This is a genomic window from Streptomyces sp. NPDC006529 (genome assembly GCF_040611795.1).
In the GTDB taxonomy this organism is placed as follows: domain Bacteria; phylum Actinomycetota; class Actinomycetes; order Streptomycetales; family Streptomycetaceae; genus Streptomyces.
Genome location: NZ_JBEXPB010000001.1, coordinates 281,316 through 306,115, shown reverse-complemented (window position 1 = coordinate 306,115; position 24,800 = coordinate 281,316). Strand labels below are relative to the sequence as shown.

Here is a 24,800-nt window from a genome sequence, read left to right as displayed (position 1 = left end):
CGGGTCGCAGACGGCTACCAGAGGTTGATGCCGTCGCCGGCCGGGGGAGCGGCCTCTTCCGGGGCGAGGGCGGGCTGGCAGGTGAAGCCCAGCCGGGTCAGCGCGCGGACGACCTCGTTGGCGGTGAAGTCGCGCGGGTCCTGGCGGGTGATGACCTGGCCGACCTGCTTGACCGGGTACACCCGGCGGCCGATGGTCACCGACGCGACCGAGGCGACGGTGATCGGCTGCGGTGCGACGCCCTTCATGGATGCCTCCACTTCGCTCTTGCTCAGGTCGAAGGGGAAGCGGGCGATCACAAGGCGCATGGTGGTACCTCCTCGGGGCGGGAGCGACCCTGTCCGGCGTTCCCGGCCAGGGGTGGTGCTGGTGGTGCGGGGGTGGTGCGGTGCGGCCGGCGGTTCAGGCGGCCCGGCCCGTCGGCGGGCGGTGGGCCGCGCCCGCGGCGGCGTCCGCATCCGCGTCCGGGGCGGGGCCGCGGACCGGGTGGACCGGCGGGGAGCCGCCGGGCAGGGGCGCCGGGGTGTATTCCACGGGGGCGCGCAAGTAGCGGCGTACGAGTTCGTCGACCCCGTGGTCCAGTGCGGCGGAGAACAGCATCCGCTGCGCGTCCGGACCCACCGCGTCCAGCAGGGAGTTGACCCGCGGCAGCAGGCCGAGGTCCGCCATGCGGTCGGCTCCGTCGAGCACGACGACGCGTACGGCGTCCAGTTGGCAGTCCCCGCGCTGCACGAGGTCGCTCATCCGCTGCGGGGTGGCAATGACGATCTCCACGCCTTCGCGCAGCGTGGCGGCCTGGCGGCGCGAGGAGGCGCCGCCGACGGCGGTGGCGAGCCGGAGCTCCAGCGACCGCGCGTAGGGCGCGAGTTCGGACGCGAGTTGGTCGGCGAGGTCTCTCGTGGGGGCCAGTACGAGGGCCAGTGGCCGTCGTGCTTCGGCCCGGTGCCCGGCGGTGCGCGCCAGCAACGACAGGCCGAAGGCAAGGGAGTTGCCCGAGTCGGCGCGTTCCCGGCCGAGTACGTCCCGGCCCGCGAGCGAGGCCGGCAGCGTGGCCGTCTGCACCGGGAAGGGAAGGGTGATGCGGTTCGCGATCAGCGCGGCCACGAGGGGCGCGGGCAGACCGAGCGCCGTGAACGTGCTGTTCGTGTCCGTGGTGCGGTCCATGAAGAACCCTCCTGGTACGACACGTCGCGGAGAGCGGAAGAGCGGAAAGCGGCCGGTAAACGAACCGGGGCCCGCACCCAAGGTGCGGGCCCCGGCGAAGTCGCCTCGGCGATCAGGCGGTGACGATGTTCTCCGCCTGCGGGCCCTTCGGGCCCTGCGTCACGTCGAACGAAACCTTCTGACCCTCCTGGAGCTCGCGGAAGCCCTGGGAAGCGATGTTCGAGTAGTGGGCGAAGACGTCGGCGCCGCCGCCGTCCTGAGCGATGAAGCCGAAGCCCTTTTCAGCGTTGAACCACTTCACGGTGCCAGTAGCCATGTCAAATCTCCTTGTAACGGGGCAGTTCCGGAGGCCGCACTGTGCGAGCCCCGCGTCGCCGCGATGATTGCCCCGTACCGGAAAGCACCGGAAACAAAAAGCGCGTCCGCCGGTAGAACACCAGGTCGGAAGCGCTTGTCGTTTTTTGGGAACCACAACTGCAACTGAATCGACAGTACCACGGCCTTGAGTGGCACCGCTGTGCGCCGGTTATTCGAATTCGCCCGCACAGTCGGCTCCTTGAACACAGTTTCTGTATCCGCGAAAGCAGATATTTCGCCAGTCCACCGCGGCTCCCCGCCCCCGTACAGGGCTTCGTCCGGCCGCTCTCCCCACGGGCGGACGCCGCACCCCGGCCATTGCCGGATAAAGTCTGCCGCGGCCGTCGTAGATATTCTCGGGCCACTCCGGAGAAGCGCAGGCCACGCATCCGCCGGGCATCGGCGGGCGCTTCTCCCGCCCGCGGGGTTACCGAACGGTAGCTCCGGCGATAGCGTGACGCCGAGCGGCAGTCGCGAGACGGCCGAGAGACATGAGAGACCGGAGTGTCATGCCCCGCACCTTCAGCGTGTCCGACAGCATCCGCATCGGCGTCAGCCCGGCCACCGCCTACCGGCAGGTCTCCGACCCGGCGCTGATGGGAAGTTGGAGCCCGGAGAACCTGGGTGCGACCCTGCGCGGGGAGCGCCGGGAGGGCGCGTACGCCGGCATGACCTTCGACGGCCACAACAAGCGCGGCCCCTTCCGCTGGACCACGCGCTGCACGGTCACCGCGGCCGAACCGAACCGGCTCTTCCGCTTCCGGGTACACGCCATCGGGCTCAGGCGGCCGCTGCTGCCGGGGCCCATCGCCACCTGGGAGTACCGCTTCGAGGCGGCCGGGAACGAGACCCTGGTGACCGAGACCTGGACGGACGACCGGCGCTCGTGGCCCGACCCGGTGGCGCACGCCTTCGACCGGCTCGCGACGCGCGGCCACACCTTCGCCGACTTCCAGCGGCGCAACATCCGTACGACGCTGCGCAACCTCAAGTCGGCACTGGAAGCCGGTCCGTCGGCGGGCTAGCGGCCTCAGCCCAGCTGCGGCATCTCGCCCACGGTCGTCGTGACGTCGATCAGGGTGAGGGCGGCGCCCTGCGGGTCCGTGATGGCGGCGAACCGGCCGAAGGGGCTGTCCATCGGTCCGAAGCGGAGCGTCCCGCCGCGTTCCGTGGCCCGGGCCAGGGCCGCGTCGCAGTCCGGGACCGTGAAGTACACCTGTACGTACGAGGGCATCTCCGGCGGGAACTCGGAACCCATGGTCATCCGGCCCAGCACCGGGTTGTCCGGGCCGCCCAGGGCGAAGACCTTGAAGTCCATGCCCGCAGCCTCGGGGCTGTCGCCGAGCTCGACCTGGTGCGCGGTGTAGGGGAAGACCTTCGGCAGGAAGGCGTCCGCCGCGGGCGCGTCCCGGGTGAAGAGCTCCGCCCAGCAGTAAGCGCCCGGTTCCGCGACCTTCTCGAAGCCCTTGTGGTCCCCCGGCTGCCAGATCCCGAAGACCGCGCCGCTCGGTTCCTTCGCGAGCGACATGGTGCCGAAGCTGCCGACCTGCATCGGCTCCATCAGCACCTCGCCGCCCGCCTCCCTGATCTTCCCGGCGGTCGCGGCCGCGTCGGGCGAGGCGAAGTACAGGCACCACTGCGAGGTCCCCTCCTGCCCCGGCATCGGCGGGACGACGGCCGCCACCGCCTTGCCGTCGGCGTAGGCCTGCGTGTAGTTGCCGAACTCGCTGGACGAGTCACCGAAGGTCCAGCCCAGCACCGCGCCGTAGAACTCCTTGGCGCCCTCCACGTCGGTGAACATCGCGTCCACCCAGCACGGTGCGCCTTCCGGGAAATCGGTCATGGTCATCGGCTCCTGAGTCGTTACGGCGGCCCGCGGGGCATGCGGGGCCTGCGGGGGCCGCGCGAGGCGTGACCCGCCACGTTCGCCTCTCACGCTAGGTGCGCGTCGTGCCGCCCGCGCGCGGAGCGCGGGCACGCGGGACGCTGGGGGCATGGACATCACGATGCGGCTGGCCCAGCAGCCGGACGCCGACGCGCTGCTCGCGCGCAGCCCCCTGGCCGCGCTCGTCGGCATGCTGCTGGACCAGCAGGTGCCGATGGAGTGGGCGTTCGCCGGCCCCTGGACGATCGCCCGGCGGCTGGGATCGCAGGATCTGGACGCGCACGCGATCGCCGCCCACGACCCGGACGCCTTCGCGGCCCTGCTGTCGGAGAAACCGGCCGTGCACCGCTATCCGGCGGCCATGGCGAAGCGGGTGCAGCAGCTGTGCGCGTATCTGGTGGAGCACTACGACGGGGACGCGGCCGCCGTGTGGACCGGCGTCACCACCGGCGCCGAGCTGCTCGAACGCCTGCGTGCGCTGCCAGGCTTCGGTGACCAGAAGGCCCGGATCTTCCTGGCCCTGCTGGGCAAGCGGCTCGGCGTGCGGCCGAAGGGGTGGCGGGAGGCTGCGGGCGGGTACGGCGACACCGGGGTGTACCGCTCCGCCGCCGACATCACCGGGCCGGAGTCGCTGGCGAAGGTACGGGCCTACAAGCAGGAGCAGAAGGCGGCGGCCAAGGCGGACCGGGGGAAGAACGACTGACCGGAATTGACCGGGTAATCAGGGGCGGGATTGGCCCCTGACCCCGGTCAACAGGGCGCCTAGATTGAGGGACATGAACACCGAGACCGCGCAGAGCGCCCCGTACCTCACCCGAGCCGCCACCGCCGAGACCATCTCTGACGCCCCCGGCAGCCTGATCACCCTGCTCGCCGACTCGGACACCACCGGCGGCGCGCTGACCTGCAACACCGCGGTCTTCGACGAGGGCGCGGCGGGTGCTCCGGTGCACTTCCACACCAAGGCGACCGAGTTCTTCTTCGTGACCTCCGGGCAGCTCGACATCCTCGTCGACGACGAGGTCCGCACGCTCGGCGCGGGCGACTTCCTCGCCGTGCCGCCCGGCGTCAAGCACGCCTTCGCGCCCGCCGCCGGGCACACCGCCGAGGTGCTCGTCGGCTTCACGCCCGGCATGGGGCGCTTCGACTACTACCGGCTGCTCGGCCGGGTCCACGCGGGCGGGGCGAGCGTCCAGGACATCAAGGACTCCTCACCCCTCTACGACAACCACTACGCCGAGAGCGCCGCCTGGAGCGGCCGCCGGCGCAGCGCCGAGCCGTAGGTCTCGTCGGCGTCCAGGCGGCGCAGCTCCTCCGCGATCAGCTCGGCGTTGCTGCGGATCTTCAGCGCGACGGTACGGTCCGGACTCCCCGGCAGCACCAGCGTGGCCAGCGCCCCCTTGGGCCGGTCCACCCGGATCTCGCCGCCCGTGGTCTCCAGCCGGACCCGGGTGATGACCGGGCCCTCGGTGGTCACCCGGGTGAAGGGCACCCCGAGCCGGTCCTCCAACCACCGGGCCAGCAGCTCGGCGCTCGGGTTGTCGCCCTCGCTCTCGACGGACCCGCCGGTCACCGGGAGCGGCTTCTGGTCCAGGGCGGCGGCCAGCAGGGCCCGCCAGGGGGTCAGCCGGGTCCACGCGAGATCGGTGTCCCCCGGGGCGTACACCGCGGCCCGCTCGTCCAGCACCGCGACCGGGTCCAGCGCCGACTGGGCGTCGGTGATCCGGCGCTTGGCCAGGGCGCCCAGCGGGTCCCGGGCCGGATCGGCCGGGGCGTCGGCGGGCCACCAGGCCACCACGGGCGCGTCCGGCACCAGCAGCGGCAGCACCACGGGGCCCGGGTGCCCGGTCAGTTCGCCGTGCAGCCGCAGCAGCACGACCTCGCCGCTGCCGGCGTCCGAGCCGCCGACCCGCAGCTCGGCGTCGAGCCGGGTCTGGCGCAGCTTGTGCGGGCCCCGCGCGGTCCGCTTGATGACGGCGATGATCCGGCAGGGGTGCTCGCGCGAGGCCTCGGAGGCCGCGCGGACGGCGTCGTAGGCGTTCTCCTCGTCGGTGACCACCACCAGGGTCAGGACGAGGCCCATGGTCGGGCTGCCGACGGCGCGCCGGGCCGCCAGCAGGGCCCGGTTTACCTGGCTGGACGTGGTGTCGGTGAGTTCGGTCCGCATTCCACGAGTCTCTCAGCGTCGGGTACGGGGACGTCACCCGGATGGCTCGATTCCCCCTGGAGGCCCGGAACGTCCGGGCGGGGTGCGCGCCCCGGCGGGACCTCACTCAGCGGCGCCGCTTCGCCGTGCCGAAGAGCGAGCGGGAGATCTCCCGGCCCAGCTGGGTCCCGATCGAGCGGGCCAGCGAGCGGAACAGCCCGCTGCCCACCACCTGTTCGGCCAGCGAGGGATCCGGCTTCGCGGCGCCGCCCGCCGTCTTCCGGGCCTCCTTCGCCTCCTTCTCCGCCTGCGCCTGGGCGGCCGCCGCCTCCGCCGCGGCCTCCGCGGCCGCCTGCTCGGCGCTGATCTTCTCGTACGCCGACTCGCGGTCCACGGGCTCGGCGTAGCGCGCGTACAGCGGCGAGGCCTTCACCGCCCGGTCGAGCTCGGCCGGTTCGACCGGCCCCATCAGCGACTGCGGGGCGCGCAGCCGGGTCGCGGCCACCGGCGTCGGCGCGCCCTTCTCGCTGAGCACGGTGACCACGGCCTCGCCGGTGCCCAGTGCGGTGAGCAGTTCCTCCAGGTCGTACTCCGACGTGGGGAACGTCCTGACCGTCGCCTTGAGCGCCTTCGCGTCGTCCGGGGTGAAGGCACGCAGCGCGTGCTGCACCCGGTTGCCGAGCTGCGCGAGGACGTCGGCCGGCACGTCCTTCGGGGTCTGCGTCACGAAGAAGATGCCCACGCCCTTGGAACGGATGAGCCGGACGGTCTGGGTGAGGGAGTCGAGGAAGGCCTTCGACGCGCCGTTGAAGAGGAGGTGCGCCTCGTCGAAGAAGAAGACGAGCTTCGGCCGCTCCAGGTCGCCGACCTCCGGCAGGTCGTGGAAGAGGTCCGCGAGCAGCCACATCAGAAAGGTGGAGAAGAGCTGCGGCCGGTCCTGGACCGCGGGCAGCTCCAGGACGGAGACGGTGCCGCGCCCGTCCGCCGCCGTACGGAGGAATTCGCCGGTGTCGAATTCCGGCTCCCCGAAGAACTCCGCGGCCCCTTGCTGTTCGAACGCCGTGAGCGCGCGCAGGATCACCCCGGCGGTGACCGTGGAGAGCCCGCCGATCCCCTTCAGCTCCGCCTTCCCCTGGTCGGAGACGAGGAAGGCGACGGTGGCCCGCAGGTCCTTGAGGTCGATGAGTTCCAGGCCCTTGGCATCCGCGTAGTGGAAGATCAGGCCGAGCGACTGCTCCTGGGTCTGGTTGAGCTGCAGCACCTTCGACATGAGCACCGGCCCGAAACTGGTCACGGTCGCCCGTACCGGGATTCCGGGCCCGATGCCGCCGAGCGAGTAGAACTCGCCGGGGTGGCCCGTGGCCCGCCAGTCCTGGCCGACGTCCTCGGCCCGCTCCCGCACCTTCTCGCCCGGCGCACCGGGCGCCGAGATGCCGGAGACGTCCCCCTTGATGTCGGCGAGGAAGACCGGCACGCCGTGCGCCGAGAGCTGCTCGGCGATCAGCTGGAGCGTCTTGGTCTTGCCGGTGCCGGTCGCGCCCGCGACGAGCCCGTGCCGGTTGAGCATGGACAGCGGGATGCGGATCTGGTGGTCCGGAAGGCAGTTCCCGTCCCAGAGCAGCGCCCCCAGGTCGAGTGCCGGTCCGGTGAAGGCGTACCCGGCGGCGATCCGGTCGGCGGCGGCTCCGGCCGCCGTGTCGCCGTTCTCGTGGCTGCTCTCGCTCATGCATCACTCCCGAAATAGCACTATCTGACACTTTTGCACCCCAAAGGCGAGGCTGCGCCCGCAGCCCCTTGACCGGTAGGCTTTCCGTGTGATCTTCAAGCGCATCGGAAGCGGGCGGCCGTACCCCGACCACGGCAGGGAAACCACCCGGCAGTGGGCGGACGTCGCCCCGCGCCCGGTCCGGCTGGACCAGCTGGTGACCACCAAGGGGCAGCTGGACCTCGAAACGCTGCTCGCCGAGGACTCGACCTTCTACGGCGACCTCTTCGCGCACGTCGTGAAGTGGCAGGGCGACCTCTATCTGGAGGACGGGCTGCACCGCGCCGTCCGCGCCGCGCTCCAGCAGCGCCAGGTGCTGCACGCCCGCGTCCTCGAAATGGGCTGACGCGCGGGCGCGTGAAGCGGTCCGGGCATCCGCACCGGGTGTCGGGTATCCCCTGGATTGCGCCTTTCGGGTCTCCCTTGGCCTATGAACAGATCATTGAGTAGGCATCCCCACCGGGCCGCACTACGCTGCCGCTCATGAGCATGCTCACTCCCCCCGGCATGGGCGGAAAGTACCGCGTCACGGGAGCCGCCTACCCCCGCATGCACCGTCCCCGGCGACGCCGGCGGATCGTGTTCGCCGTGCTCGGAGCGGTCGTCGCGCTCGCCCTGCTCGGCTACGGGGGGCTGCAGCTCATCGGCGTCTTCCGGGGCGACGGCGGCAAGCGCACGACCGCGACCAAGGATTGCGCGAAGGCCGCCGCGAGCGCGAAACCCGTCTCCAGGACCGACACGGCGGGAGGCGCCGCGGGCAAACCGGCCGCCGCGCTCCCGCAGCCCGGCCAGATCACCGTCAACGTCTACAACGCCACCCCGCGCGCGGGCCTGGCCAAGGCCGTCGGCGAGGAACTGAAGAAACGCGGGTTCGTCGTCGCCAACGTCGGCAACGCCCCCGCCGGCTTCGACAAGAAGGTCACCGGCCCCGGGATACTGCTCGGCTCGCCCAAGACCGACAAGGCCGCCTTCTCGGTGCTCGGCGCGCAGCTGGCCGGTGCCTCTCCGCAGACCGACACCCGCGCGGGCGCGGACATCGACCTGATCCTCGGGGACGCCTTCACGGAGCTGACCAAGAAGGAGGACGCGGACAAGACGGTGGCCCTCCTGGCCCACCCCAGGCCCGCGGCCGCCAAAACCTGCTGACCGGGCCGCCCCGGCCCCGCCCCGGCCGCCGGAAACGCCGGACCGCCCCCGAAGCCGCGTCGGCTCGGGGGCGGTCCGGTCTGTTCTCGGCCGCTTCGCCGGTTACTCCGCCGAGCCGTACATGCGGTCGCCCGCGTCGCCCAGCCCCGGCACGATGTAGCCCTGCTCGTTGAGGCGCTCGTCCACGGCGGCCGTCACGACGGTCACCGGCGCGCCCGCCAGCTCGCGCTCCATGAGCTCGACGCCCTCGGGCGCGGCCAGCAGCACCACGGCGGTGACGTCGTCGGCGCCGCGCTTGATCAGCTCCTGGATCGCCACGACCAGCGTGCCGCCGGTGGCCAGCATCGGGTCCACGACGTAGACCTGGCGCCCGGAGAGGTCCTCGGGCATGCGCGTCGCGTACGTGGAGGCCTCCAGGGTCTCCTCGTTGCGGACCATGCCCAGGAACCCGACCTCGGCGGTGGGCAGCAGCCGCACCATGCCGTCGAGCATGCCGAGACCGGCGCGCAGGATCGGCACCACCAGCGGGCGCGGGTGGGAGAGCTTGACGCCCGTCGTCGGGCCGACCGGAGTGACGATGTCGCTCTGCTCGGTGCGGACGTCCCGGGTCGCCTCGTAGGCGAGCAGGGTCACCAGCTCGTCGGCGAGCCGCCGGAAGGTCGGGGAGTCCGTGCGCGCGTCGCGCAGAGTGGTGAGTTTGTGCGCCACCAGCGGGTGGTCGACGACATGAATCCGCATGACTCCACAGTAACCGGGCGGACCGGCCCCGGACCCCGCCCGGCCGCCCGGCCCGTTCCGTCGCTCGCGTGACCTGCCGAAATGCCGGAACTGTGCCGGGACAATGCCGCCGAGCCCTGGCATCAACCCGGGGGTCGGGGGGAAGGTGAGTGGCGGGGGGTCTGCTTCGCGACGCGGAGGAGGACGACCGGACCAGCCGGGGTGGTGGCGGATGCCCGACGTTCAGCCGATCGAAGAGGACCGGGAAGTACCGCAGGCGCCGGAGAGCGCCGCGCAGCGAAGGGCGCGACGCGCGCAGTTCCTGCGCGACCTCAACGAGGCCCGCGAGCTGCGCGACCGGGTGCAGCCCCGGCGTGCCCGCGCGGCCCGGATGCGCCAGCAGATGCGGATGCGCACGTTCCGCTGGTGAGCCGCGCCCGTACGGCGTCCCGGCCGCGCCCGCACGGCATCCGCACGCATCCGCGCCCCGGCGGTCCCGCGTTCCCGGTGCGCGCCCGCGGTCCGCGCCGCGCCCCGCCCGCACGCCCCCCGGTCGGCCCCCGGACACCCCCCGAGCAGCCCACCGGCGACACGGCGCGGCACGCGGCAGCGCCGAAGACCTCTCGCAAAGCCGCTGTTTCTGCCACGATGCCGATTGGGCGGGGCAGTACGGCGAGCACGACGGCCGTTCCACCCCAACCTCCGGCCGGGGGGACCTCCAACCGGCACGCCTATGACCAGTGGGAGAGTCACGGTGTACTTCGCCGCACTGCTCGCGCGCACCGAAGACGGGTGGGAAGCGAGCGACACGGATCTCGACAACGTCGAGTCGCTGACCGATCTGATCGATCTCGCCCGGTCCACCGCTGTCGACGACGACACGGTGGTCGCCCTCATCGAGCAGGAGGACGCCTGGTTCGGCGTCGTCCGCGTGGACGGGGAGGAGGACCCGCGGATCTTCGTCTCGAACGCCGCCGCGGCGTCCCGCAGCTCCTACGGCTCGATGCTCACCGACGAGCTGCTCGGCAGCGACGAGGAGGAAGACGAACTCGACGTGCTGGACCTCGACGGCACCGAGGACGGCGAAGAGGACGTGGTCGCCGTGTTCGAGCAGGGAACCTCGACCGAGGACGCGGTCGACGACGTGGACGACGGGGTGGGGGCCGGCGCGGAGCCGGTGCCCGCGGGGCCGCTCGGCGACCCCCGGCTCCTCGACGACCTCGGCGTCGGCCACAAGGAACTGCTCGACCTCGACGGGGACGCGCTCACGCAGATCGCCGAATCGCTCGGCGCGACCGAAGTGCTGGAGGCCGTCCGCTAGTGGGCCCCGCGCACCACCCCGTCCCCGATCCCCCCGTCCACCCCGACGACCGCGGGACCGATCCGGTCCGGGACCCGTGGCGGACCTCCATGCGCCTGGCGCTGTCGGAGGCCGCCCGGGCGGTCCCGGCCGGTGACGTGCCGGTCGGCGCCGTCGTGCTCGGCCCGGACGGCAGCCTGCTCTCGACCGGCTACAACGAACGCGAGGCGACCGGCGATCCGACGGCGCACGCCGAAGTGGTCGCCATCCGCCGGGCCGCGGCGCGGCTCGGGGAATGGCGGCTGCCCGGGTGCACCCTCGTGGTGACCCTGGAGCCGTGCGTGATGTGCGCGGGCGCGCTCGTACAGTCCCGGATCGCCCGCGTCGTCTACGGCGCGAGCGACGAGAAGGCGGGCGCCGCCGGGTCGCTCTGGGACCTCGTACGGGACCGCAGGCTCAACCACCGGCCGGAGGTGATCCCGGGCGTGCTCGCCGAGGAGTGCGCGCGGCAGCTGACGGACTTCTTCCGGAACCTGTGAGGCGCAGGTTCCGGTTCCGGCACCGGCCCCCGAGCCGCGGGGCGCAACGCCCGGTGCGAGCCGTCCGCGCGTCCCGGGGAATCGATTTCAGAGCACGGGCCACCTTGGGCTAAGCTCTCTCTCGGTAGCGTGTCCGAGCGGCCGAAGGAGCACGCCTCGAAAGCGTGTGATGGTGCAAGCTGTCCGTGGGTTCAAATCCCACCGCTACCGCTCTGATCCGAGAGCCCCGCCCCGCAAGGGTCGGGGCTCTCGGCGTATCCGGGGGCATGCGCCGCCCGTTCCGGAGGCGCCGGCGGCCCCGCGCGCGTACTCCGCACCAGTGAGCCCGCGGCCGTGTCGGGCGGGGCGGGCGTGACCGGCCGGGTGCTCGGCCGTTGACACGGCATGACCAAGACCCAGCGCATGCTCGCAGCCCTGGCCCTCGCGGGCGCCACGGCCGGTTTCGCCGCCGCCACCGCCCCCCTCGCCTCCGCCGCCCCGATCACCCTGCCGGACCTGCCCGTCGCCGCTCCCGGGATGCCCGCGGGCGCGACTCCGGGGTCGGTGCAGGAGATCGGCGCGAAGCTCAACGAACTGAACCAGCTCAACCAGCTGATGAACCTCCCCGACCAGCTCTCGCCCGTGGTGGACCCGGTGGCGCCGGTGGCCAATCTGGTGACCGGCATCGAGTAGGGCCGCACCGGCGCGTGCCCAACGCGTCGAAGGCCCCGGCCGGAGCCGGGACCTTCGTACGGTGGGACGGGGGAAGTGACATCGGGGGGACACGTCACTTCCCCCGAAGAGGACGGGACCTGCCGAACCGGCCGCGGTCAGGGGGGAAGCCCACGGCCGGACCCCGCAGTGAGGCCCTGTCCCTCACCCCCCGGTTTCCTGCCAGAACCGGTGGGCGCACCCCCCATCCTGCTCCCCCCGCCACCGCCTCCTCAGCGCCAAAGGGCCCGGAACGCCGGGTCATTGGTCCTTAAAGGACAGGTGAGTGATCGAACCTGACCGGTTAGACTCACTCGTCGTTGCAAGGACCGGCAGGGGAGGCCGAACCCGCTCGTGGACATCAAGAAGGTCGTCGTGGGCGGACTCGTCGTCTTCGTGCTTTATGTGATCATCACCCAACCGGTCAAAGCGGCTGAATTCGTTCAGATCGGCTTCCAGGGCATCTCGGACGCCGCTTCCGGCATCGGCGAGTTCATGACCGCACTGGTGCGCTGAACCCGTACGCTGCTGCGGCTTCCGGATTTCCCGGCCCCCCACTCCGACGGGTGGGGGGCTTTTTGCGTTCCCGTTCGATTCGTATTGCCCCTTAATGCCCACTAAATTCCCAACTTGCCCTCAACACGGCTAGATAGGGTGCTTGCGCACAGTGCACATGTCTTGTGATGCTATGACCGCTTTTGACTGATTGGTTGACTTGACTGAAGGGGTGGCGTGACCGTGCCGGCCAGTACTGCGCCTCAGGTGCCACCCCAGCAGGACCCGCAGACCGATCCACCGTCCGACGCGGCCGGCGCCGTCACGACGGCTGTCGCCTTCGCCCGCCGCCCCCCGAGCACCCGTGGCGCCGACACCCGGGCCCTGACGCAGGTCCTCTTCGGGCGCCTCAAGGACCTGGAACCGGGCACCAGCGAGCACAGCAGGGTCCGCGGGGCCCTCATCGAGGCGAACCTCCCGCTCGTCCGGTACGCGGCCGCCCGCTTCCGCAGCCGCAACGAGCCGATGGAGGACGTGGTCCAGGTGGGCACGATCGGGCTCATCAACGCGATCGACCGGTTCGATCCGGAACGCGGGGTCCAGTTCCCCACCTTCGCGATGCCGACCGTCGTGGGCGAGATCAAGCGGTACTTCCGCGACAACGTCCGCACCGTCCACGTCCCGCGCCGCCTCCACGAGCTGTGGGTCCAGGTCAACGCGGCCACCGAGGACCTCACCACGCTCCACGGACGCATGCCCACGACCTCCGAGATCGCCGAGCGGCTGCGCATCGGCGAGGACGAGGTGCTGTCCTGCATCGAGGCGGGGCGCTCCTACCACGCGACCTCGCTCGAAGCCGCCCAGGAGGGCGACGGCATGCCCGGCCTGCTGGACCGGCTCGGCTACGAGGACCCGGAGCTGACCGGGGTCGAGCACCGCGACCTGGTCCGCCACCTGCTCGTCCAGCTGCCCGAGCGCGAGCAGCGGATCCTGCTCCTGCGCTACTACAGCAATCTGACGCAGTCGCAGATCAGCGCGGAGCTGGGCGTCTCCCAGATGCACGTCTCCCGGCTGCTCGCCCGGAGCTTCGCGCGACTGCGGTCCGCAAACAGGATCGAGGCGTAGCCGGTACGGGTGAAAGCCTCCGGACGCTTTACCGACATGCCCGGCTACACCCCTTCTGTCGCTGGAGTTATATGTCGACTTGGCGCTACAGCGTGTTGCCGACATGTGACATTCTGCTGGAACCGCGTTTGCCGCAGCCCCGCCTCCGGTATTCAGGTGGAGGCTGCGTTCCTCCGACGGGCGCGCCACCGCGACCGTCCGCGATCCCAAGGGGGTGGCATGTCCGTAGAACAGGGCAGCTCCAAGGTGCTCACGCTCGTCAAGAGCGAGACGCCCGCTGTGTCCGACCGCACGGAAGCCCCGCCAGCGCCCAATGACACCCGCTCGCTCTCCCGCTCCCTGTTCCACCGGCTCGCCGCCCTGGACGCGGACAGCCCCGACCGGGCGTACGTACGCGACACCCTGATCGAGCTGAACCTGCCGCTGGTCCGCTATGCGGCCGCGCGCTTCCGCAGCCGCAACGAGCCGATGGAAGACATCGTCCAGGTCGGCACGATCGGCCTGATCAAGGCGATCGACCGGTTCGACTGCGAACGCGGGGTGGAGTTCCCGACGTTCGCGATGCCGACCGTCGTCGGGGAGATCAAGCGCTTCTTCCGCGACACCTCCTGGTCCGTCCGCGTCCCGCGCCGGCTCCAGGAACTGCGGCTCGCGCTGACGAAGGCGAGCGACGAGCTGGCCCAGAAGCTGGACCGCTCGCCGACCGTGCCGGAGCTGGCCGCCGTGCTCGGGGTCTCGGAGGAGGACGTCGTCGACGGCCTCGCCGTGGGCAACGCCTACACCGCCTCCTCGCTCGACTCGCCCTCGCCCGAGGACGAGGGCGGCGAGGGCTCGCTCGCGGACCGGCTGGGGTACGAGGACACCGCGCTCGAAGGCGTCGAGTACCGCGAGTCGCTCAAGCCGCTGCTCGCCAAGCTCCCGCCCCGGGAGCGGCAGATCATCATGCTGCGCTTCTTCGCCAACATGACCCAGTCGCAGATCGGCGAGGAGGTCGGCATCTCGCAGATGCACGTCTCCCGGCTGCTGACCCGCACCCTGGCCCAGCTGCGCCAGGGCCTGATCGGCGAGTAACCCGGCCACCGGGCCCGCCGGGCGAGCCGGGTAACCATGCCGCGAGCGCTTCCCAATTGACACTCCGTCAGGAAAACTGGCGCGATGCGAAAGGGACCGCTCACCCTGCTTGCCGTGTGTGTGACCGCCGTGACCCTGACGGGCTGCGGCGGTCCGCCGCGCGACGGCTACGTGGCCGTGGGCGCCGCCGCCCCGGGCCCCGAACGGGGTGCGGGGGAGATCGTGGCCCCCCGGAGCGCGGTCGAGTACCAGTCCCTCGCCGACCCCTCGGCCGCGGGCACCGCCACCCGCTCCACGAGTACGTCGCCCAGTGCGCCGGGAAACCCGGCGACCGATGGCTCCGGCGCGGGCGGAGCCGTCCCGGGCGCCCCCACGGGCTTCGCGAGCGCCTCCGGATCCACCCCGCCCGGCGGACCGGGCACCAGCCCGACGACACCCGCCCCGAACCCCCGGGGCAGCGCCCCCGCGTCCGGCGGGTCGGGCAGCTCCCCCGGGACAGGCTCCTCGGGCGGGACCGGTGGCTCGGGCGGCAACGACGGGACCGGCGGAACGGGCGCGCCCACGCCCCCGGCGAGCACCCCGGCCCGGCTCGTGCTCGGCGCCCCCGCACGGTCGGCGGCGGCGGACCGCTGGTGCGAGCGCGTCGGCGTCACCTTCACCAACACGGGCAGCACGGCGGCCCGTTCGGGCACGGTGACCTTCTCCACCCACATCATCGGCGCGCTCGGCATCGACTGGGCCACGATCACGTCGGCCCAGCCCCTGCCCGCCCCGATCGCGGGCGGGTCGGCGAAGACGCAGACGTACACCGTGTGCGTGGAGTCCTGGCGGGTCCCCCTGGGCATGCACGTCGACACCCAGCGGGTCACCGCCACCTGGAACTGACCGCCCCGCAGGGCGGGGTTCAGCCGAGCGCGAGCCAGGCGACCGCGCCGATCACGACCACGAGCGCGGCCGCGAGCGCCAGCCACAGCCCCGTCCTGGAGGCCTGCTGCCGGTGCGAGGCGGCCGCGGCCGCCGGACGGGCGGTCTCCGCCTCGTCGACGAAGGCGCGGAACATCTGGGTGCTGCCCGCGGGGTCGTAGTTGCCCTCGGGGCCCTGGGAGTTGGTGTGTGCAGCCATGGCTCAGGACCCTAGCCGGTTTTCCGATTCCTTTACCGCCCCCTCCTCCCGATTCGTTTGCCTGTAGCAACCATCCGCTTATACGGTTGCCCAAAGCAACAACATGAGGAGGGGAGCGCGGTGCTCACGCGAGAGACGCAGCACGAGCAGCACGAGCTGTACGCGGAGCTGGCCCGTCAGCTCACCGCCATCGGTGCCGTCAAGCGCGAGCTCGCCCGCACCCTCCCGCCCGAATGCCCGCCCGGATCCGCCGCCGTCCTCGCCGTCCTCGACCGGCACGGTGAGATGCGGCTGAGCCGCCTCACCGAACTGCTGGCGATCGACATCTCGGTGACCAGTCGTCACGTGGCTCACGTGGCCGAACGCGGCTGGATCGCCCGCGAGGCGGACCCCGGCGACGGCCGGTCCCGGATCCTGCGCCTCACCCCGGCGGGCCGCGCCCTGCTCCTCGAACTGGGCGCGCGCTCCACGGCCGCCCTGAAGAGGACGCTGGGCGACTGGGCCGCCGAGGACATCACCCTCCTGACCACCCTGCTGGCCCGACTCCGATCGAGCTTCTAGACCTAAGGAACCACATGGCGACGACCACACCCACCGGTGTGCGGGGAGGCGGCCGGCCGGAGCCCGTGCCGGACGGCGCACCCATGACGCACCCGCAGATCATGAAGGCGCTGTCCGGCCTGATGCTCGGCATGTTCGTGGCGATCCTGTCCTCCACGATCGTCTCGAACGCCCTGCCGCAGATCATCAGCGATCTCGGCGGCACCCAGTCCTCCTACACGTGGGTGGTCACGGCCGCCCTGCTGTCGATGACCGCCGCGACCCCCCTGTGGGGCAAGCTGTCCGACCTCTTCAGCAAGAAGCTGCTGGTCCAGATATCCCTGGTCATCTACGTCCTCGGCTCGGTCGTCGCGGGTCTGTCCCAGAACACCGGCACGCTGATCGCCTGCCGCGTGGTCCAGGGCATCGGCGTCGGCGGCCTCTCGGCCCTCGCCCAGATCGTGATGGCCGCGATGATCTCCCCGCGCGAGCGCGGCCGGTACTCCGGTTACCTCGGCGCGGTCTTCGCCGTCGCCACCGTCGGCGGCCCGCTGCTCGGCGGCGTCATCACCGACACCGCGTGGCTCGGCTGGCGCTGGTGCTTCTACGTCGGCGTCCCCTTCGCGGTCATCGCGCTGATCGTCCTGCAGAAGACTCTCCGGCTCCCGGTCGTACGCCGGGACGTCAAGGTCGACTGGCTCGGGGCGCTGCTCATCAGCGGCGCCGTCTCCACCCTGCTGATCTGGGTCACCCAGGCCGGCACCTCGTACGACTGGATCTCCTGGCAGACCTGGGCGATGACCGGCGGGTCCGTGGCCCTCGGCCTGCTCTTCGTCCTCGTCGAGTCCCGGGCGAGCGAACCGATCATTCCGCTGCGCCTGTTCCGCAACAAGACCATCACGCTGGCCTCGGCGGCCTCGCTGTTCGTCGGCGTCGCGATGTTCTCGGGCACCGTGTTTTTCAGCCAGTTCTTCCAGTTGGCCCGGGGCGAGACCCCGACGATGTCCGGAATCCTCACGATTCCGATGATCGGCGGGCTGTTCGTCTCCTCCACCGTTTCCGGTCAGGTGATCACCAAGACCGGCAAGTGGAAGGCCTGGCTGGTCTCCGGCGGCGTCCTGCTGACGGCCGGACTGGGCCTGCTCGGCACCCTGCGCCACGACACCCCGTACTGGCACATCGCGCTCTACATGGCGCTGACCGGTCTCGGGCTCGGCATGATGATGCAGAACCTGGTCCTCGCCACCCAGAACCAGGTGGCCCCCGAGGACCTCGGGGCGGCCAGCTCCGTCGTCACCTTCTTCCGCTCGCTCGGTGGCGCGGTGGGCGTCTCGGCGCTCGGCGCGGTGATGGCGAACCGGGTGACGCACTACGTCAAGGACGGTCTGTCCGCACTCGGCCCGAAGGCGGCGGCCATGGGCCACGGCGGCACCGGCGGCGGGTCCATCCCCGACGTGCACGAGCTGCCCGAGCCCTTCCGTACGGTCATCGAGTCGGCGTACGGGCACGGCGTCGGTGACGTCTTCCTCTACGCCGCGCCGACCGCGCTGCTCGCGCTGGTGCTGGTGGTCTTCATCAAGGAGGTCGCGCTGCGCTCGAAGCCGATGGCCGACGCGCCGGTGGCCGCCTCCCCGGCCACCGCGACCGCCGCCGCGCCCGTCGTCGCCGAGGCCCAGGTCCCGGCCGGGCCGGTGAACCGCTCGGCAGACGGCTCGTGAACCGCCCGGTGACCTGAGCGCCCCGTTCCCGTCCTCCGGCGCCCGCCGGGCCGGGCCCCGCAGCCGTACGGGAAGTACGGCTGCGGGGGCCCGGTTCAGGACGGGGTGAGGTCGTAGAAGGTGGCTCCCCCGACCGTGGTGGAGCGGTAGTTGGCCTTCACCCAGGCCTCGATGGCACTGCTGGCGCCACCGCCGGGGCCGCCGGCGCGGGTCGCACCCCGGCCGCCGCCCTCGCCCGCTCCCGCGGCGGTTGCGGTGCCCGTTCCCGCTTCCGCGGCCTGGCCGATGAAGTAGTGGATCTTTCCGGCCTTCACGTACTCCTGGAACCGCGCCAGCGTCGGCGAGGGATCGCTCCCGTTGAAACCGCCGATCGGCATGACGGGTTCGCCCGAGGCGAGCTGGTAGCTCGCGGCGTTCTGCGCGCCGATGGCCGCCGCCGCCCAGGTGTAGCGGTCCGCGTCCGCGCGCAGGGCCGCCGTGGCCGCCGCGCTCGCCTTCGTACCGCCCAGCAGACCGCCCATGCCCCCGCCGCCCCCGGGACGGCCGGCTCCGGGACCGTCCTGGCCCGCGGGGCCGCCCGGCGCGGTCGCGCCCGGTCCGGTGCCCCGGCCCGCACCCTGCGGCGGTACCCCGCGCGGGAAGCCGCCCCGGCCGGGGCCGCCTTCCGCCCTGGCGAACCGCGGGCCCGCGCCCGTGCCGCCCGGGCCCCGACCGCCCGCGACCGCCGGACCGGCCGTCACGATCGAGCCGGTGTGCGCGGTGCCCACCGTGTCGAGGGTGTACGCGAGGGGGCCGGCCAGTGCCGCGCCCACGCCCAGCGCCGCCGCGCCGAGCACGGCCCGGCGGCCGAAGCGGGCGCCCGCCAGGAGCCCCGCCGCGGCGAGCAGTCCGGCCACGAGCACCGTCCAGCGCAGCCAGGGCAGGTAGCCCGCGGCCCGGCCGAGCAGGACGTACGACCACACCGCGGTCAGCGCCAGGGTGCCCGACAGGGTGAGCGCGGCGGCCCGGCCGCCCCGCTCCTCCCACAGCACGGCCGCGCCCATGCCGGTCAGCGCGGCCACGTAGGGCGCCAGCGCCACCGTGTAGTACTCGTGGAAGATGCCCTGCATGTAGCTGAAGACCAGGGCGGTGACCAGCAGCGAGCCGCCCCAGGCCAGGAAGGACGCCCTGGCCGTGCTCTCCAGGGAGTCGGTCGCGCGCCGGGCCCGCCAGGTGATCACCAGACCGGCGACGAGCAGCACCAGGGCCGCCGGGAGCAACCAGGAGATCTGGCCGCCGATGTTGGCCGAGAAGAGCCGGTCGATCCCGGTCTCGCCCCAGCCCCCACCACCGCCGCCCGGGCCGCCACCGGCGCGCGCACCACCGCCGACGCTGCCGGTCTCGTCGCCGTTGATCCGGCCGAGACCGTTGTAGCCGAGGGTGAGCTCCAGGAAGGAGTTGTTCTGCGAGCCGCCGATGTACGGGCGCGAGGAGGCGGGCCACAGCTCGACGACGGCCACCCACCAGCCGCCGGCGACCACCATGGCCAGTCCGGCCAGGCACAGCTGGCCCAGCCTGCGGCGCAGCCGGGTGGGGGCGCAGACGGCGTAGAGGAGGGTGAGCGGCGGCAGGATGACGAAGGCCTGCAGGGTCTTGGTGAGGAAGGCGAAGCCGACGGCGACGCCCGCCCAGACCAGCCACTTCGTGCGGGCGCCTTCGAGGGCGCGCAGCACGCAGTAGACGGTGACGGTCATCAGCAGGGCCAGCAGCGCGTCGGGGTTGTTGAAGCGGAACATCAGCGCGGCCACCGGGGTGAGCGCGAAGACCGTGCCGCTGAGCAGTCCGGCCACCGGCCCGAACCGGCGGCGGACGGCCGCGTACAGGACCGCCGTGGTGCCGACGCCCATGAGGGCCTGCGGGACCAGGATCTGCCAGCCGCCGAGGCCGAAGAGCCGTACGGACAGGGCCATCGGCCACAGGGCGGCCGGGGGCTTGTCGACCGTGATCGAGTTCCCCGCGTCGGAGGAGCCGAAGAAGAAGGCCTTCCAGCTCTCGCTGCCCGCCTGGACCGCGGCGGAGTAGAAGGAGTTCGCGTAGCCGGAGGCGCCGAGGCCCCACAGCATGAGGACGGCGGTGGCCAGGAGGAGCACGGCGAGCGCCGGGCGCTCCCAGCGGGGCCGCAGCGGGACCGCGGCGGCGGGGGCGCGTTCGGGGAAGGGTGAGTCCAGGAGGGGCAGGGCCGTGGTCATCGCAGGTCGTCCTTGGTGGGAGCGGGGCGGTCCGGGAAGACCCAGGCGCGCAGGAGCAGGAAGCGCAGCACGGTCGCGGCGAGGTTGGCGGTCACCAGGACGGCCAGCTCCGTGCCGTGCGCGGGAGTGGTGGTGGCCGCGCCGAGGGCGGCCAGGGAGCCGCTGGTGAGGGCCAGCCCGATGGCGAAGACCACCAGGCCCTGGGCCTGATGGCGCACGGCCCGGTCCCGGCCCCGGACACCGAAGGTCAGGCGGCGGTTGGCGGCGGTGTTGGCGATGGCGGAGAGCAGCAGGGCCGCGGCGTTGGCGAGCTGCGGTCCGGCGCCCGAGCGGAAGACGGAGTAGAGCGCCAGGTAGAGGAGGGTGCTCAGCAGGCCGACCGCGCAGAATCCGATGAGCTGGCGGGCGAGGCCCCGGGGGACGCCGCTCAGCGCGCGGTCGCGCGGGTCGTCTCCGAAGGGGCGGGCGATCCGGTCGAGGGGGAGGGCGCCGACGGCGAGGGCCCGGCCGACCCGCCAGACCCCTTTGAGGTCCTCGGTGGCGGTGCGGACGATGTGGACCGAGGAGTCCGGGTCGTCCACCCAGTCGACGGGCACCTCGTGGATGCGCAGCCCGGCACGCTCGGCGAGGACGAGCAGCTCGGTGTCGAAGAACCAGCCGGAGTCCTCCACCAGGGGCAGCAGCCGCTCGGCGACATCGCGCCGGAGGGCCTTGAATCCGCACTGGGCGTCGCTGAAGCGGGCGGCGAGCGAGGAGCGCAGGAGCAGGTTGTAGGCGCGGGAGACAAACTCGCGCTTGGCGCCGCGCACCACTCGGGAGGAGCGGGCGAGCCGGGTGCCGATCGCGAGGTCGGAGTGCCCGGAGATCAGCGGGGCGACCAGGGGCAGCAGCGCGTTGAGGTCGGTGGAGAGGTCCACGTCCATGTAGGCGAGGACCGGGGCGTCGGAGGCGGCCCAGACCGTGCGCAGGGCCCTGCCGCGGCCCTTCTCCTCCAGGCGGGTGCTGCGGACGCCGCCGATCGACCGGGCCAGGGCCGCCGCGACCTCGGGGGTGCGGTCGGTGCTCGCGTTGTCGGCGATGGTGATGCGGAAGGCGTACGGGAAGGTGCGGGTCAGGTGCTCGTGCAGGCGGCGCACGCAGGGGCCGAGGTCCTCCTCCTCGTTGAAGACCGGGATGACCACGTCGAGTACGGGTTCGCCGGGCACGGGTGCGAGCGGCGCCCGGGCGGGCAGGGCGCCGGTCCCGGGAAAGACGTCGGTTGGCATGCTCCGACTCTCGCGGGACGGGCTGTCACGGCCGTGTGGTGAGGCTGTGGCCCCTCTGTGAGTACCGCGGCTTCGCCTGTCCGGGCTCGGTGTGGAGAGGCGGCTCGGTGTGGAGGGGCGGCTCGGTGTGGAGGGGCAGGCGGACCTCGAAGCGGGTCCGGTTCGGCTCGCTGCGTACGCCGACGGTCCCGCCGTGGGCCGAGACCACGGCCCGCACGATGGCGAGGCCGAGACCGGTGGAGCCCGCGTTGCGGGAGCGGGAGGCGTCGCCGCGCGCGAACCGCTCGAAGACGTGGGGCAGCAGCTCGGGCGGGATGCCGGGGCCGTCGTCCTCGATCTCCACGCGGACGGAGGATGTTTCACGTGAAACACGGGCGGTCACGGTGGTCCCCGGCGGGGTGTGTGTGCGGGCATTGGCCAGCAGGTTCACCAGGACCTGCTGGATCCGGGCGGCGTCGGCGGTCACCGGCGCGGCCTCGGCGGGCAGTTCGAGCCGCCAGTGGTGTGCGGGACCGGCCGCGCGGGCGTCGCTGACGGCGTCCACGACCAGCGGTGCCAGGTCGGTCGGGGCGGCGGACAGCGGCCGGCCCGCGTCGAGCCGGGCCAGCAGCAGCAGGTCTTCGACCAGGCCGGTCATCCGGGTCGCCTCGGACTCGATCCGGCCCAGCGCGTGGCGGGTGTCAGGGCCGGTCTCCTCGCGGCCCCGGCGGGTGAGTTCGGCGTAACCGCGGATGGAGGCCAGCGGGGTGCGCAGCTCGTGGCTCGCGTCGGCGACGAACTGCCGGACGCGGGTCTCGCTCTGCTGTCGTGCGGTGAGCGCGGAGGAGACGTGGCCGAGCATCCGGTTGAGGGCTGCGCCGACCTGGCCGACCTCGGTCCGGGGGTCCGCCTCCGCATCGGGAACCCGCTCGTCGAGGGCGGGTTCGCCGCTGTGCAGCCGGAGTTCGGAGACCCGGGTTGCGGTGGCGGCCACCCGGCGCAGCGGACGCAGGGCGACGCCGACGAGGGCCTGTCCGGCCAGAGAGGCGGCGATCAGCCCGGCCAGGGTGACGCAGACCTCCACCACGATCAGGGTGTTCACGGTGGATTCGACCCCGTCGAGGGGGAAGCCCAAGACCAGGCTCCCGTCGGCGGCGGTGATCACCCGGTAGGTGCCCAGGCCGTGCAGGCGTACGTCGACCGGCCGCTCCTCGCCCGCGCGGGCTGACCCGGCGGCGGCGACGAGGGCCTTGGTCTGGGCTTCGGTGAGCGGCTGGCGGTGGTCCGGCGTGGCGCCCTCGGCGGGTTCGCTGCGGGCCGCCGCGATGACCTTCCCGTCCGTGTCGAGGCGTACCCCGGCGGCGCCGAAGGGGCTGCCGGGTCCCAGGACGAAGGCGAGGGGGTCACGGGTCGGCTTTGTACCACCGGGGCCGCGGACGGCCATGTTCACGGAGGTCGCGAGCTGGTGATCGAGCTGGCTCACGAGGTAGGAGCGCAGGACGAGGATGGTGACGGCGCCGATGGTGGTGCCCACCACGGCGATGAGGACGACGGCCGAGACGACGAGCCGGGTCCGCAGGGACCAGGGCCGTCGGCCCGGCATCCGCGGCCGCACTATTCGCTCGGCTTGATCAGGTACCCGGCGCCGCGCCGGGTGTGGATCATCGAGGGCAGCCCGGGGCCGCTCTCCAGCTTGCGCCGCAGGTAGGAGATGTACAGCTCGACCACGTTGGCCTGGCCGCCGAAGTCGTACGACCACACGCGGTCCAGGATCTGGGCCTTGCTGAGCACCCGGCGCGGGTTGCGCATCAGGTAGCGCAGCAGCTCGAACTCGGTGGCGGTCAGGTGGATCTCCCGGCCGTCCCGGCTGACCTCGTGGCTGTCCTCGTCGAGCCGCAGATCGCCGACGGTCAGTACGGACTCGCCGCGCGCGGCCTGGGCCGCCCCGGAGCGGCGGACCAGTCCGCGCAGCCGGGCCACGACCTCTTCCAGGCTGAAGGGCTTGGTGACGTAGTCGTCGCCGCCCGCCGTCAGCCCCGCGATGCGGTCCTCGACCGAGTCCTTCGCGGTGAGGAAGAGCACGGGCACCTGCGGCAGCCGACGGCGCAGCTGGCCGAGGACGGCCAGCCCGTCCATGTCCGGGAGCATGATGTCGAGGACCACCACATCGGGCCGGAACTCCGCCGCCGTGCGCACCGCGCCCGCGCCGTCGCCCGCGGTGCGGACTTCGCAGCCCTCGTAGCGCAGGGCCATGGACAGCAGTTCGGAGAGCGAGGCCTCGTCGTCCACGACGAGCACGCGGCACGGGCCGCCGTCGGGCCGGACGAGGGCCATGGGGTTGCCTGTGGCCGTGGACGCGTGGGAGGTGGTCGTCGCAGTCATGGCGACCACGCTGACCCGCCCCGGTGAAAGCCCCCTTGGCCCTTCCTGTGATTCTCCTGAGAATCCGTTTCAGGCCTGCGGGGCCGCCTCGGGCGTGTGGGGGCCGCTCGGGAGTCCGAAGAGCCGGGCGGCGTTGTCGTGGCAGACGGCGCGCAGCCAGTCGTCCCCGAGGCCCAGCCGCTCCAGGGCGGCCAGCTGGTGTTCGTAGGGGTAGGGGATGTTCGGGAAGTCGGTGCCGAGCAGGATCCGGTCGCCGAGGGCCGCCAGCCGCCCGAGGTCCGCTGCCGGGAAGGCACTGGTCCGCTCGGAGAAGTCGGTGAAGGCCATGGTGGTGTCGAGGCGCACCTCGGGGTGGCGGTCGGCGAGGTCCAGGAACTCGGCGTACTCCGGCATCCCCATGTGGGCGATGATCAGCGGCAGCCGGGGGTGCCGGGCGAGCAGCCGGGCCACCGGTCCGGGCCCGGTGAACCGGGCGGGGGCCGGCATGGAACCGCAGTGGATCACCGTGGGGATCCCGGCCTCGGTGAGCAGACCCCAGACGGGGTCGAGCAGCGCGTCGTTGGGGTCGTAGCCGCCGACCTGGAGATGCGCCTTGAAAACGCGGGCGCCGTTCTCCACGGCCTGGCGGACGTACCTTTCGGCTGCTTCCTCGGGGAAGAAGGTCGCGGTGTGCAGGCAGTCGGGGGTACGGGCGGCGAACTCCACGGACCAGGAGTTGAGCCAGGCCGCCATGGCCGGCTTGTGCGGGTACAGCATGGCCGTGAAGGCGCGGACCCCGAACTCCCGCAGCAGGGCGACCCGGTGCTCCTCCTCGTGCCGGTAGGTGATGGGCCAGTGCATGCCGGTCAGCGGCCCGGCGGCGTCGAAGTAGTCCCACACCTTGGCCAGGACGCGGGCGGGCATGAAGTGCGTGTGGACGTCGACCAGCCCGGGGAGCCCGAGCCGCCGACGGAAGGCGTGGACGGCCGCGGCCGTTTCGGCGGTGCCGGGCGTTTCGGCGGTGCCGGGCGTTTCCGCTGCTCCCGGTGTCTCGGCTGTTCCGGGCGTGCCGGGCGGCGTGGTGGCTCCGCTCGTCTGGATGCTCATGGCACCCACCCTCGGCGGCGGCCCCCTCGGATGTCCACGGTTCGGCCGGTCCGGTCCTGATCGGGTCCGGACCGGCTGC

The 24,800-nt window shown here is 72.5% G+C and carries 27 protein-coding genes, 1 tRNA gene and 1 pseudogene; 16 read left to right on the top strand and 13 right to left on the bottom strand.

Annotated elements, in window-relative coordinates; all coding sequences use genetic code 11:
- Positions 1-14 precede the first annotated feature (14 nt).
- From ABZY31_RS01455 to ABZY31_RS01445, 3 genes and pseudogenes are all read right to left on the bottom strand, one after another.
- Entirely contained in the window at positions 15-308 is a 294-nt protein-coding gene (locus ABZY31_RS01455; RefSeq protein ID WP_356403474.1) for an SCO5918 family protein, read from the bottom strand.
- Between the two features lie 214 nt (positions 309-522).
- Positions 523-1,137 (bottom strand): annotated as a pseudogene (locus tag ABZY31_RS01450) (DEAD/DEAH box helicase); the annotation flags it as partial.
- A 139-nt stretch (positions 1,138-1,276) separates the two neighbouring features.
- Complete coding sequence (locus ABZY31_RS01445; RefSeq protein ID WP_330331611.1) at positions 1,277-1,480, bottom strand: cold-shock protein; 204 nt, start codon at positions 1,478-1,480, stop codon at positions 1,277-1,279.
- Between the two features lie 550 nt (positions 1,481-2,030).
- Between ABZY31_RS01445 and ABZY31_RS01440 the strand changes: the two genes are divergently transcribed.
- A complete protein-coding gene (locus tag ABZY31_RS01440) occupies positions 2,031-2,546 on the top strand; it encodes an SRPBCC family protein (protein WP_356403472.1) in 516 nt (171 codons plus the stop codon).
- A gap of 5 nt (positions 2,547-2,551) precedes the next feature.
- Here ABZY31_RS01440 and ABZY31_RS01435 read toward each other — a convergent pair whose 3' ends face one another.
- Entirely contained in the window at positions 2,552-3,364 is an 813-nt protein-coding gene (locus ABZY31_RS01435) for a VOC family protein (protein ID WP_356403469.1), read from the bottom strand.
- 151 nt (positions 3,365-3,515) lie between these two features.
- Here ABZY31_RS01435 and ABZY31_RS01430 point away from each other — a divergent pair, with 151 nt between their 5' ends.
- Both ABZY31_RS01430 and ABZY31_RS01425 read left to right on the top strand, forming a co-directional pair.
- Positions 3,516-4,109: an HhH-GPD-type base excision DNA repair protein gene (locus ABZY31_RS01430; protein ID WP_356403466.1), complete on the top strand. Its 594-nt coding sequence runs from the start codon at positions 3,516-3,518 to the stop codon at positions 4,107-4,109.
- A 73-nt stretch (positions 4,110-4,182) separates the two neighbouring features.
- The gene (locus tag ABZY31_RS01425; protein WP_356403463.1) at positions 4,183-4,689 is read left to right on the top strand and encodes a cupin domain-containing protein; all 507 of its coding nucleotides are present in this window, start codon (positions 4,183-4,185) and stop codon (positions 4,687-4,689) included.
- Here ABZY31_RS01425 and opcA read toward each other — a convergent pair.
- Positions 4,638-5,573 carry a glucose-6-phosphate dehydrogenase assembly protein OpcA gene (gene opcA, locus ABZY31_RS01420; protein ID WP_356403460.1) on the bottom strand — a complete coding sequence of 312 codons (936 nt, stop codon included), beginning with the start codon at positions 5,571-5,573 and terminating at the stop codon, positions 4,638-4,640. The genes ABZY31_RS01425 and opcA overlap by 52 nt on opposite strands.
- A 106-nt stretch (positions 5,574-5,679) precedes the next feature.
- Complete coding sequence (locus ABZY31_RS01415; protein ID WP_356403458.1) at positions 5,680-7,278, bottom strand: helicase HerA-like domain-containing protein; 1,599 nt, start codon at positions 7,276-7,278, stop codon at positions 5,680-5,682.
- Between the two features lie 88 nt (positions 7,279-7,366).
- Between ABZY31_RS01415 and ABZY31_RS01410 the strand changes: the two genes are divergently transcribed.
- The gene (locus ABZY31_RS01410; protein ID WP_330331599.1) at positions 7,367-7,663 is read left to right on the top strand and encodes a type II toxin-antitoxin system VapB family antitoxin; all 297 of its coding nucleotides are present in this window, start codon (positions 7,367-7,369) and stop codon (positions 7,661-7,663) included.
- 137 nt (positions 7,664-7,800) lie between these two features.
- Positions 7,801-8,463 (top strand): LytR C-terminal domain-containing protein, encoded by a 663-nt coding sequence (locus ABZY31_RS01405; RefSeq protein WP_356403455.1) that lies wholly within the window; start codon positions 7,801-7,803, stop codon positions 8,461-8,463.
- Between the two features lie 102 nt (positions 8,464-8,565).
- Here the strand turns inward: ABZY31_RS01405 and upp are convergent, their stop codons facing one another.
- Positions 8,566-9,201 (bottom strand): uracil phosphoribosyltransferase, encoded by a 636-nt coding sequence (upp, locus tag ABZY31_RS01400; protein ID WP_356403452.1) that lies wholly within the window; start codon positions 9,199-9,201, stop codon positions 8,566-8,568.
- A 211-nt stretch (positions 9,202-9,412) separates the two neighbouring features.
- Between upp and ABZY31_RS01395 the strand changes: the two genes are divergently transcribed.
- The 9 genes from ABZY31_RS01395 (at position 9,413) to ABZY31_RS01355 (ending at position 15,285) form a co-directional block, all read left to right on the top strand.
- Entirely contained in the window at positions 9,413-9,610 is a 198-nt protein-coding gene (locus ABZY31_RS01395; RefSeq protein ID WP_356403449.1) for a hypothetical protein, read from the top strand.
- A 324-nt stretch (positions 9,611-9,934) separates the two neighbouring features.
- A complete protein-coding gene (locus tag ABZY31_RS01390; protein WP_356403702.1) occupies positions 9,935-10,501 on the top strand; it encodes a hypothetical protein in 567 nt (188 codons plus the stop codon).
- Positions 10,502-10,590: 89 nt separating this feature from the next.
- The gene (gene tadA / locus ABZY31_RS01385) at positions 10,591-11,019 is read left to right on the top strand and encodes a tRNA adenosine(34) deaminase TadA (protein WP_356403699.1); all 429 of its coding nucleotides are present in this window, start codon (positions 10,591-10,593) and stop codon (positions 11,017-11,019) included.
- A 123-nt stretch (positions 11,020-11,142) separates the two neighbouring features.
- Positions 11,143-11,229 (top strand) — tRNA-Ser (locus ABZY31_RS01380).
- Between the two features lie 174 nt (positions 11,230-11,403).
- The gene (locus ABZY31_RS01375) at positions 11,404-11,691 is read left to right on the top strand and encodes a hypothetical protein (protein WP_356403446.1); all 288 of its coding nucleotides are present in this window, start codon (positions 11,404-11,406) and stop codon (positions 11,689-11,691) included.
- 372 nt (positions 11,692-12,063) lie between these two features.
- A complete protein-coding gene (locus ABZY31_RS01370) occupies positions 12,064-12,225 on the top strand; it encodes a hypothetical protein (protein ID WP_356403443.1) in 162 nt (53 codons plus the stop codon).
- 216 nt (positions 12,226-12,441) lie between these two features.
- Positions 12,442-13,329, top strand: coding sequence for an RNA polymerase sigma factor SigF (locus tag ABZY31_RS01365; protein WP_356403440.1), 888 nt, complete (start codon positions 12,442-12,444; stop codon positions 13,327-13,329).
- Between the two features lie 219 nt (positions 13,330-13,548).
- The gene (locus ABZY31_RS01360; protein ID WP_283456862.1) at positions 13,549-14,400 is read left to right on the top strand and encodes an RNA polymerase sigma factor SigF; all 852 of its coding nucleotides are present in this window, start codon (positions 13,549-13,551) and stop codon (positions 14,398-14,400) included.
- A 120-nt stretch (positions 14,401-14,520) separates the two neighbouring features.
- Positions 14,521-15,285, top strand: coding sequence for a hypothetical protein (locus tag ABZY31_RS01355; RefSeq protein ID WP_356403437.1), 765 nt, complete (start codon positions 14,521-14,523; stop codon positions 15,283-15,285).
- 19 nt (positions 15,286-15,304) lie between these two features.
- On the opposite strand, the gene ABZY31_RS01350 is transcribed toward ABZY31_RS01355, so the two are convergent.
- On the bottom strand, positions 15,305-15,523 hold the full coding sequence (locus ABZY31_RS01350; protein WP_356403434.1) for a hypothetical protein: 219 nt from the start codon (positions 15,521-15,523) through the stop codon (positions 15,305-15,307).
- Positions 15,524-15,679: 156 nt separating this feature from the next.
- Here ABZY31_RS01350 and ABZY31_RS01345 point away from each other — a divergent pair, with 156 nt between their 5' ends.
- Together ABZY31_RS01345 and ABZY31_RS01340 are read left to right on the top strand one after the other, a co-directional pair.
- Positions 15,680-16,084 (top strand): MarR family transcriptional regulator, encoded by a 405-nt coding sequence (locus tag ABZY31_RS01345; protein WP_356403696.1) that lies wholly within the window; start codon positions 15,680-15,682, stop codon positions 16,082-16,084.
- A gap of 14 nt (positions 16,085-16,098) precedes the next feature.
- Complete coding sequence (locus ABZY31_RS01340; RefSeq protein ID WP_356403431.1) at positions 16,099-17,781, top strand: MDR family MFS transporter; 1,683 nt, start codon at positions 16,099-16,101, stop codon at positions 17,779-17,781.
- Between the two features lie 95 nt (positions 17,782-17,876).
- Here ABZY31_RS01340 and ABZY31_RS01335 read toward each other — a convergent pair whose 3' ends face one another.
- The 5 genes from ABZY31_RS01335 to ABZY31_RS01315 form a co-directional block, all read right to left on the bottom strand.
- Positions 17,877-20,009, bottom strand: coding sequence for a glycosyltransferase family 39 protein (locus tag ABZY31_RS01335; RefSeq protein WP_356403428.1), 2,133 nt, complete (start codon positions 20,007-20,009; stop codon positions 17,877-17,879).
- Positions 20,006-21,274 carry a glycosyltransferase gene (locus tag ABZY31_RS01330; protein WP_356403425.1) on the bottom strand — a complete coding sequence of 423 codons (1,269 nt, stop codon included), beginning with the start codon at positions 21,272-21,274 and terminating at the stop codon, positions 20,006-20,008. The genes ABZY31_RS01335 and ABZY31_RS01330 overlap by 4 nt, the downstream gene beginning before the upstream one ends.
- A 25-nt stretch (positions 21,275-21,299) precedes the next feature.
- Positions 21,300-22,856, bottom strand: coding sequence for a HAMP domain-containing sensor histidine kinase (locus ABZY31_RS01325; RefSeq protein WP_356403422.1), 1,557 nt, complete (start codon positions 22,854-22,856; stop codon positions 21,300-21,302).
- Between the two features lie 11 nt (positions 22,857-22,867).
- On the bottom strand, positions 22,868-23,635 hold the full coding sequence (locus ABZY31_RS01320) for a response regulator transcription factor (RefSeq protein ID WP_356403419.1): 768 nt from the start codon (positions 23,633-23,635) through the stop codon (positions 22,868-22,870).
- 69 nt (positions 23,636-23,704) lie between these two features.
- Positions 23,705-24,721: an amidohydrolase family protein gene (locus ABZY31_RS01315; RefSeq protein ID WP_356403416.1), complete on the bottom strand. Its 1,017-nt coding sequence runs from the start codon at positions 24,719-24,721 to the stop codon at positions 23,705-23,707.
- Between the last annotated feature and the right edge of the window lie 79 nt (positions 24,722-24,800).

Excerpts from the sequence above, each read along its gene's own strand:
- ABZY31_RS01455 (WP_356403474.1), bottom strand. The coding sequence starts at position 308 with ATGCGCCTTGTGATCGCCCGCTTCCCCTTCGACCTGAGCAAGAGCGAA.
- ABZY31_RS01445 (WP_330331611.1), bottom strand. The coding sequence starts at position 1,480 with ATGGCTACTGGCACCGTGAAGTGGTTCAACGCTGAAAAGGGCTTCGGC.
- ABZY31_RS01440 (WP_356403472.1), top strand. The coding sequence starts at position 2,031 with ATGCCCCGCACCTTCAGCGTGTCCGACAGCATCCGCATCGGCGTCAGC.
- ABZY31_RS01435 (WP_356403469.1), bottom strand. The coding sequence starts at position 3,364 with ATGACCGATTTCCCGGAAGGCGCACCGTGCTGGGTGGACGCGATGTTC.
- ABZY31_RS01430 (WP_356403466.1), top strand. The coding sequence starts at position 3,516 with ATGGACATCACGATGCGGCTGGCCCAGCAGCCGGACGCCGACGCGCTG.
- ABZY31_RS01425 (WP_356403463.1), top strand. The coding sequence starts at position 4,183 with ATGAACACCGAGACCGCGCAGAGCGCCCCGTACCTCACCCGAGCCGCC.
- opcA (WP_356403460.1), bottom strand. The coding sequence starts at position 5,573 with ATGCGGACCGAACTCACCGACACCACGTCCAGCCAGGTAAACCGGGCC.
- ABZY31_RS01415 (WP_356403458.1), bottom strand. The coding sequence starts at position 7,278 with ATGAGCGAGAGCAGCCACGAGAACGGCGACACGGCGGCCGGAGCCGCC.
- ABZY31_RS01405 (WP_356403455.1), top strand. The coding sequence starts at position 7,801 with ATGAGCATGCTCACTCCCCCCGGCATGGGCGGAAAGTACCGCGTCACG.
- upp (WP_356403452.1), bottom strand. The coding sequence starts at position 9,201 with ATGCGGATTCATGTCGTCGACCACCCGCTGGTGGCGCACAAACTCACC.
- ABZY31_RS01395 (WP_356403449.1), top strand. The coding sequence starts at position 9,413 with ATGCCCGACGTTCAGCCGATCGAAGAGGACCGGGAAGTACCGCAGGCG.
- tadA (WP_356403699.1), top strand. The coding sequence starts at position 10,591 with ATGCGCCTGGCGCTGTCGGAGGCCGCCCGGGCGGTCCCGGCCGGTGAC.
- ABZY31_RS01375 (WP_356403446.1), top strand. The coding sequence starts at position 11,404 with ATGACCAAGACCCAGCGCATGCTCGCAGCCCTGGCCCTCGCGGGCGCC.
- ABZY31_RS01360 (WP_283456862.1), top strand. The coding sequence starts at position 13,549 with ATGTCCGTAGAACAGGGCAGCTCCAAGGTGCTCACGCTCGTCAAGAGC.
- ABZY31_RS01350 (WP_356403434.1), bottom strand. The coding sequence starts at position 15,523 with ATGGCTGCACACACCAACTCCCAGGGCCCCGAGGGCAACTACGACCCC.
- ABZY31_RS01340 (WP_356403431.1), top strand. The coding sequence starts at position 16,099 with ATGGCGACGACCACACCCACCGGTGTGCGGGGAGGCGGCCGGCCGGAG.
- ABZY31_RS01335 (WP_356403428.1), bottom strand. The coding sequence starts at position 20,009 with ATGACCACGGCCCTGCCCCTCCTGGACTCACCCTTCCCCGAACGCGCC.
- ABZY31_RS01330 (WP_356403425.1), bottom strand. The coding sequence starts at position 21,274 with ATGCCAACCGACGTCTTTCCCGGGACCGGCGCCCTGCCCGCCCGGGCG.
- ABZY31_RS01325 (WP_356403422.1), bottom strand. The coding sequence starts at position 22,856 with ATGCCGGGCCGACGGCCCTGGTCCCTGCGGACCCGGCTCGTCGTCTCG.
- ABZY31_RS01320 (WP_356403419.1), bottom strand. The coding sequence starts at position 23,635 with ATGACTGCGACGACCACCTCCCACGCGTCCACGGCCACAGGCAACCCC.
- ABZY31_RS01315 (WP_356403416.1), bottom strand. The coding sequence starts at position 24,721 with ATGAGCATCCAGACGAGCGGAGCCACCACGCCGCCCGGCACGCCCGGA.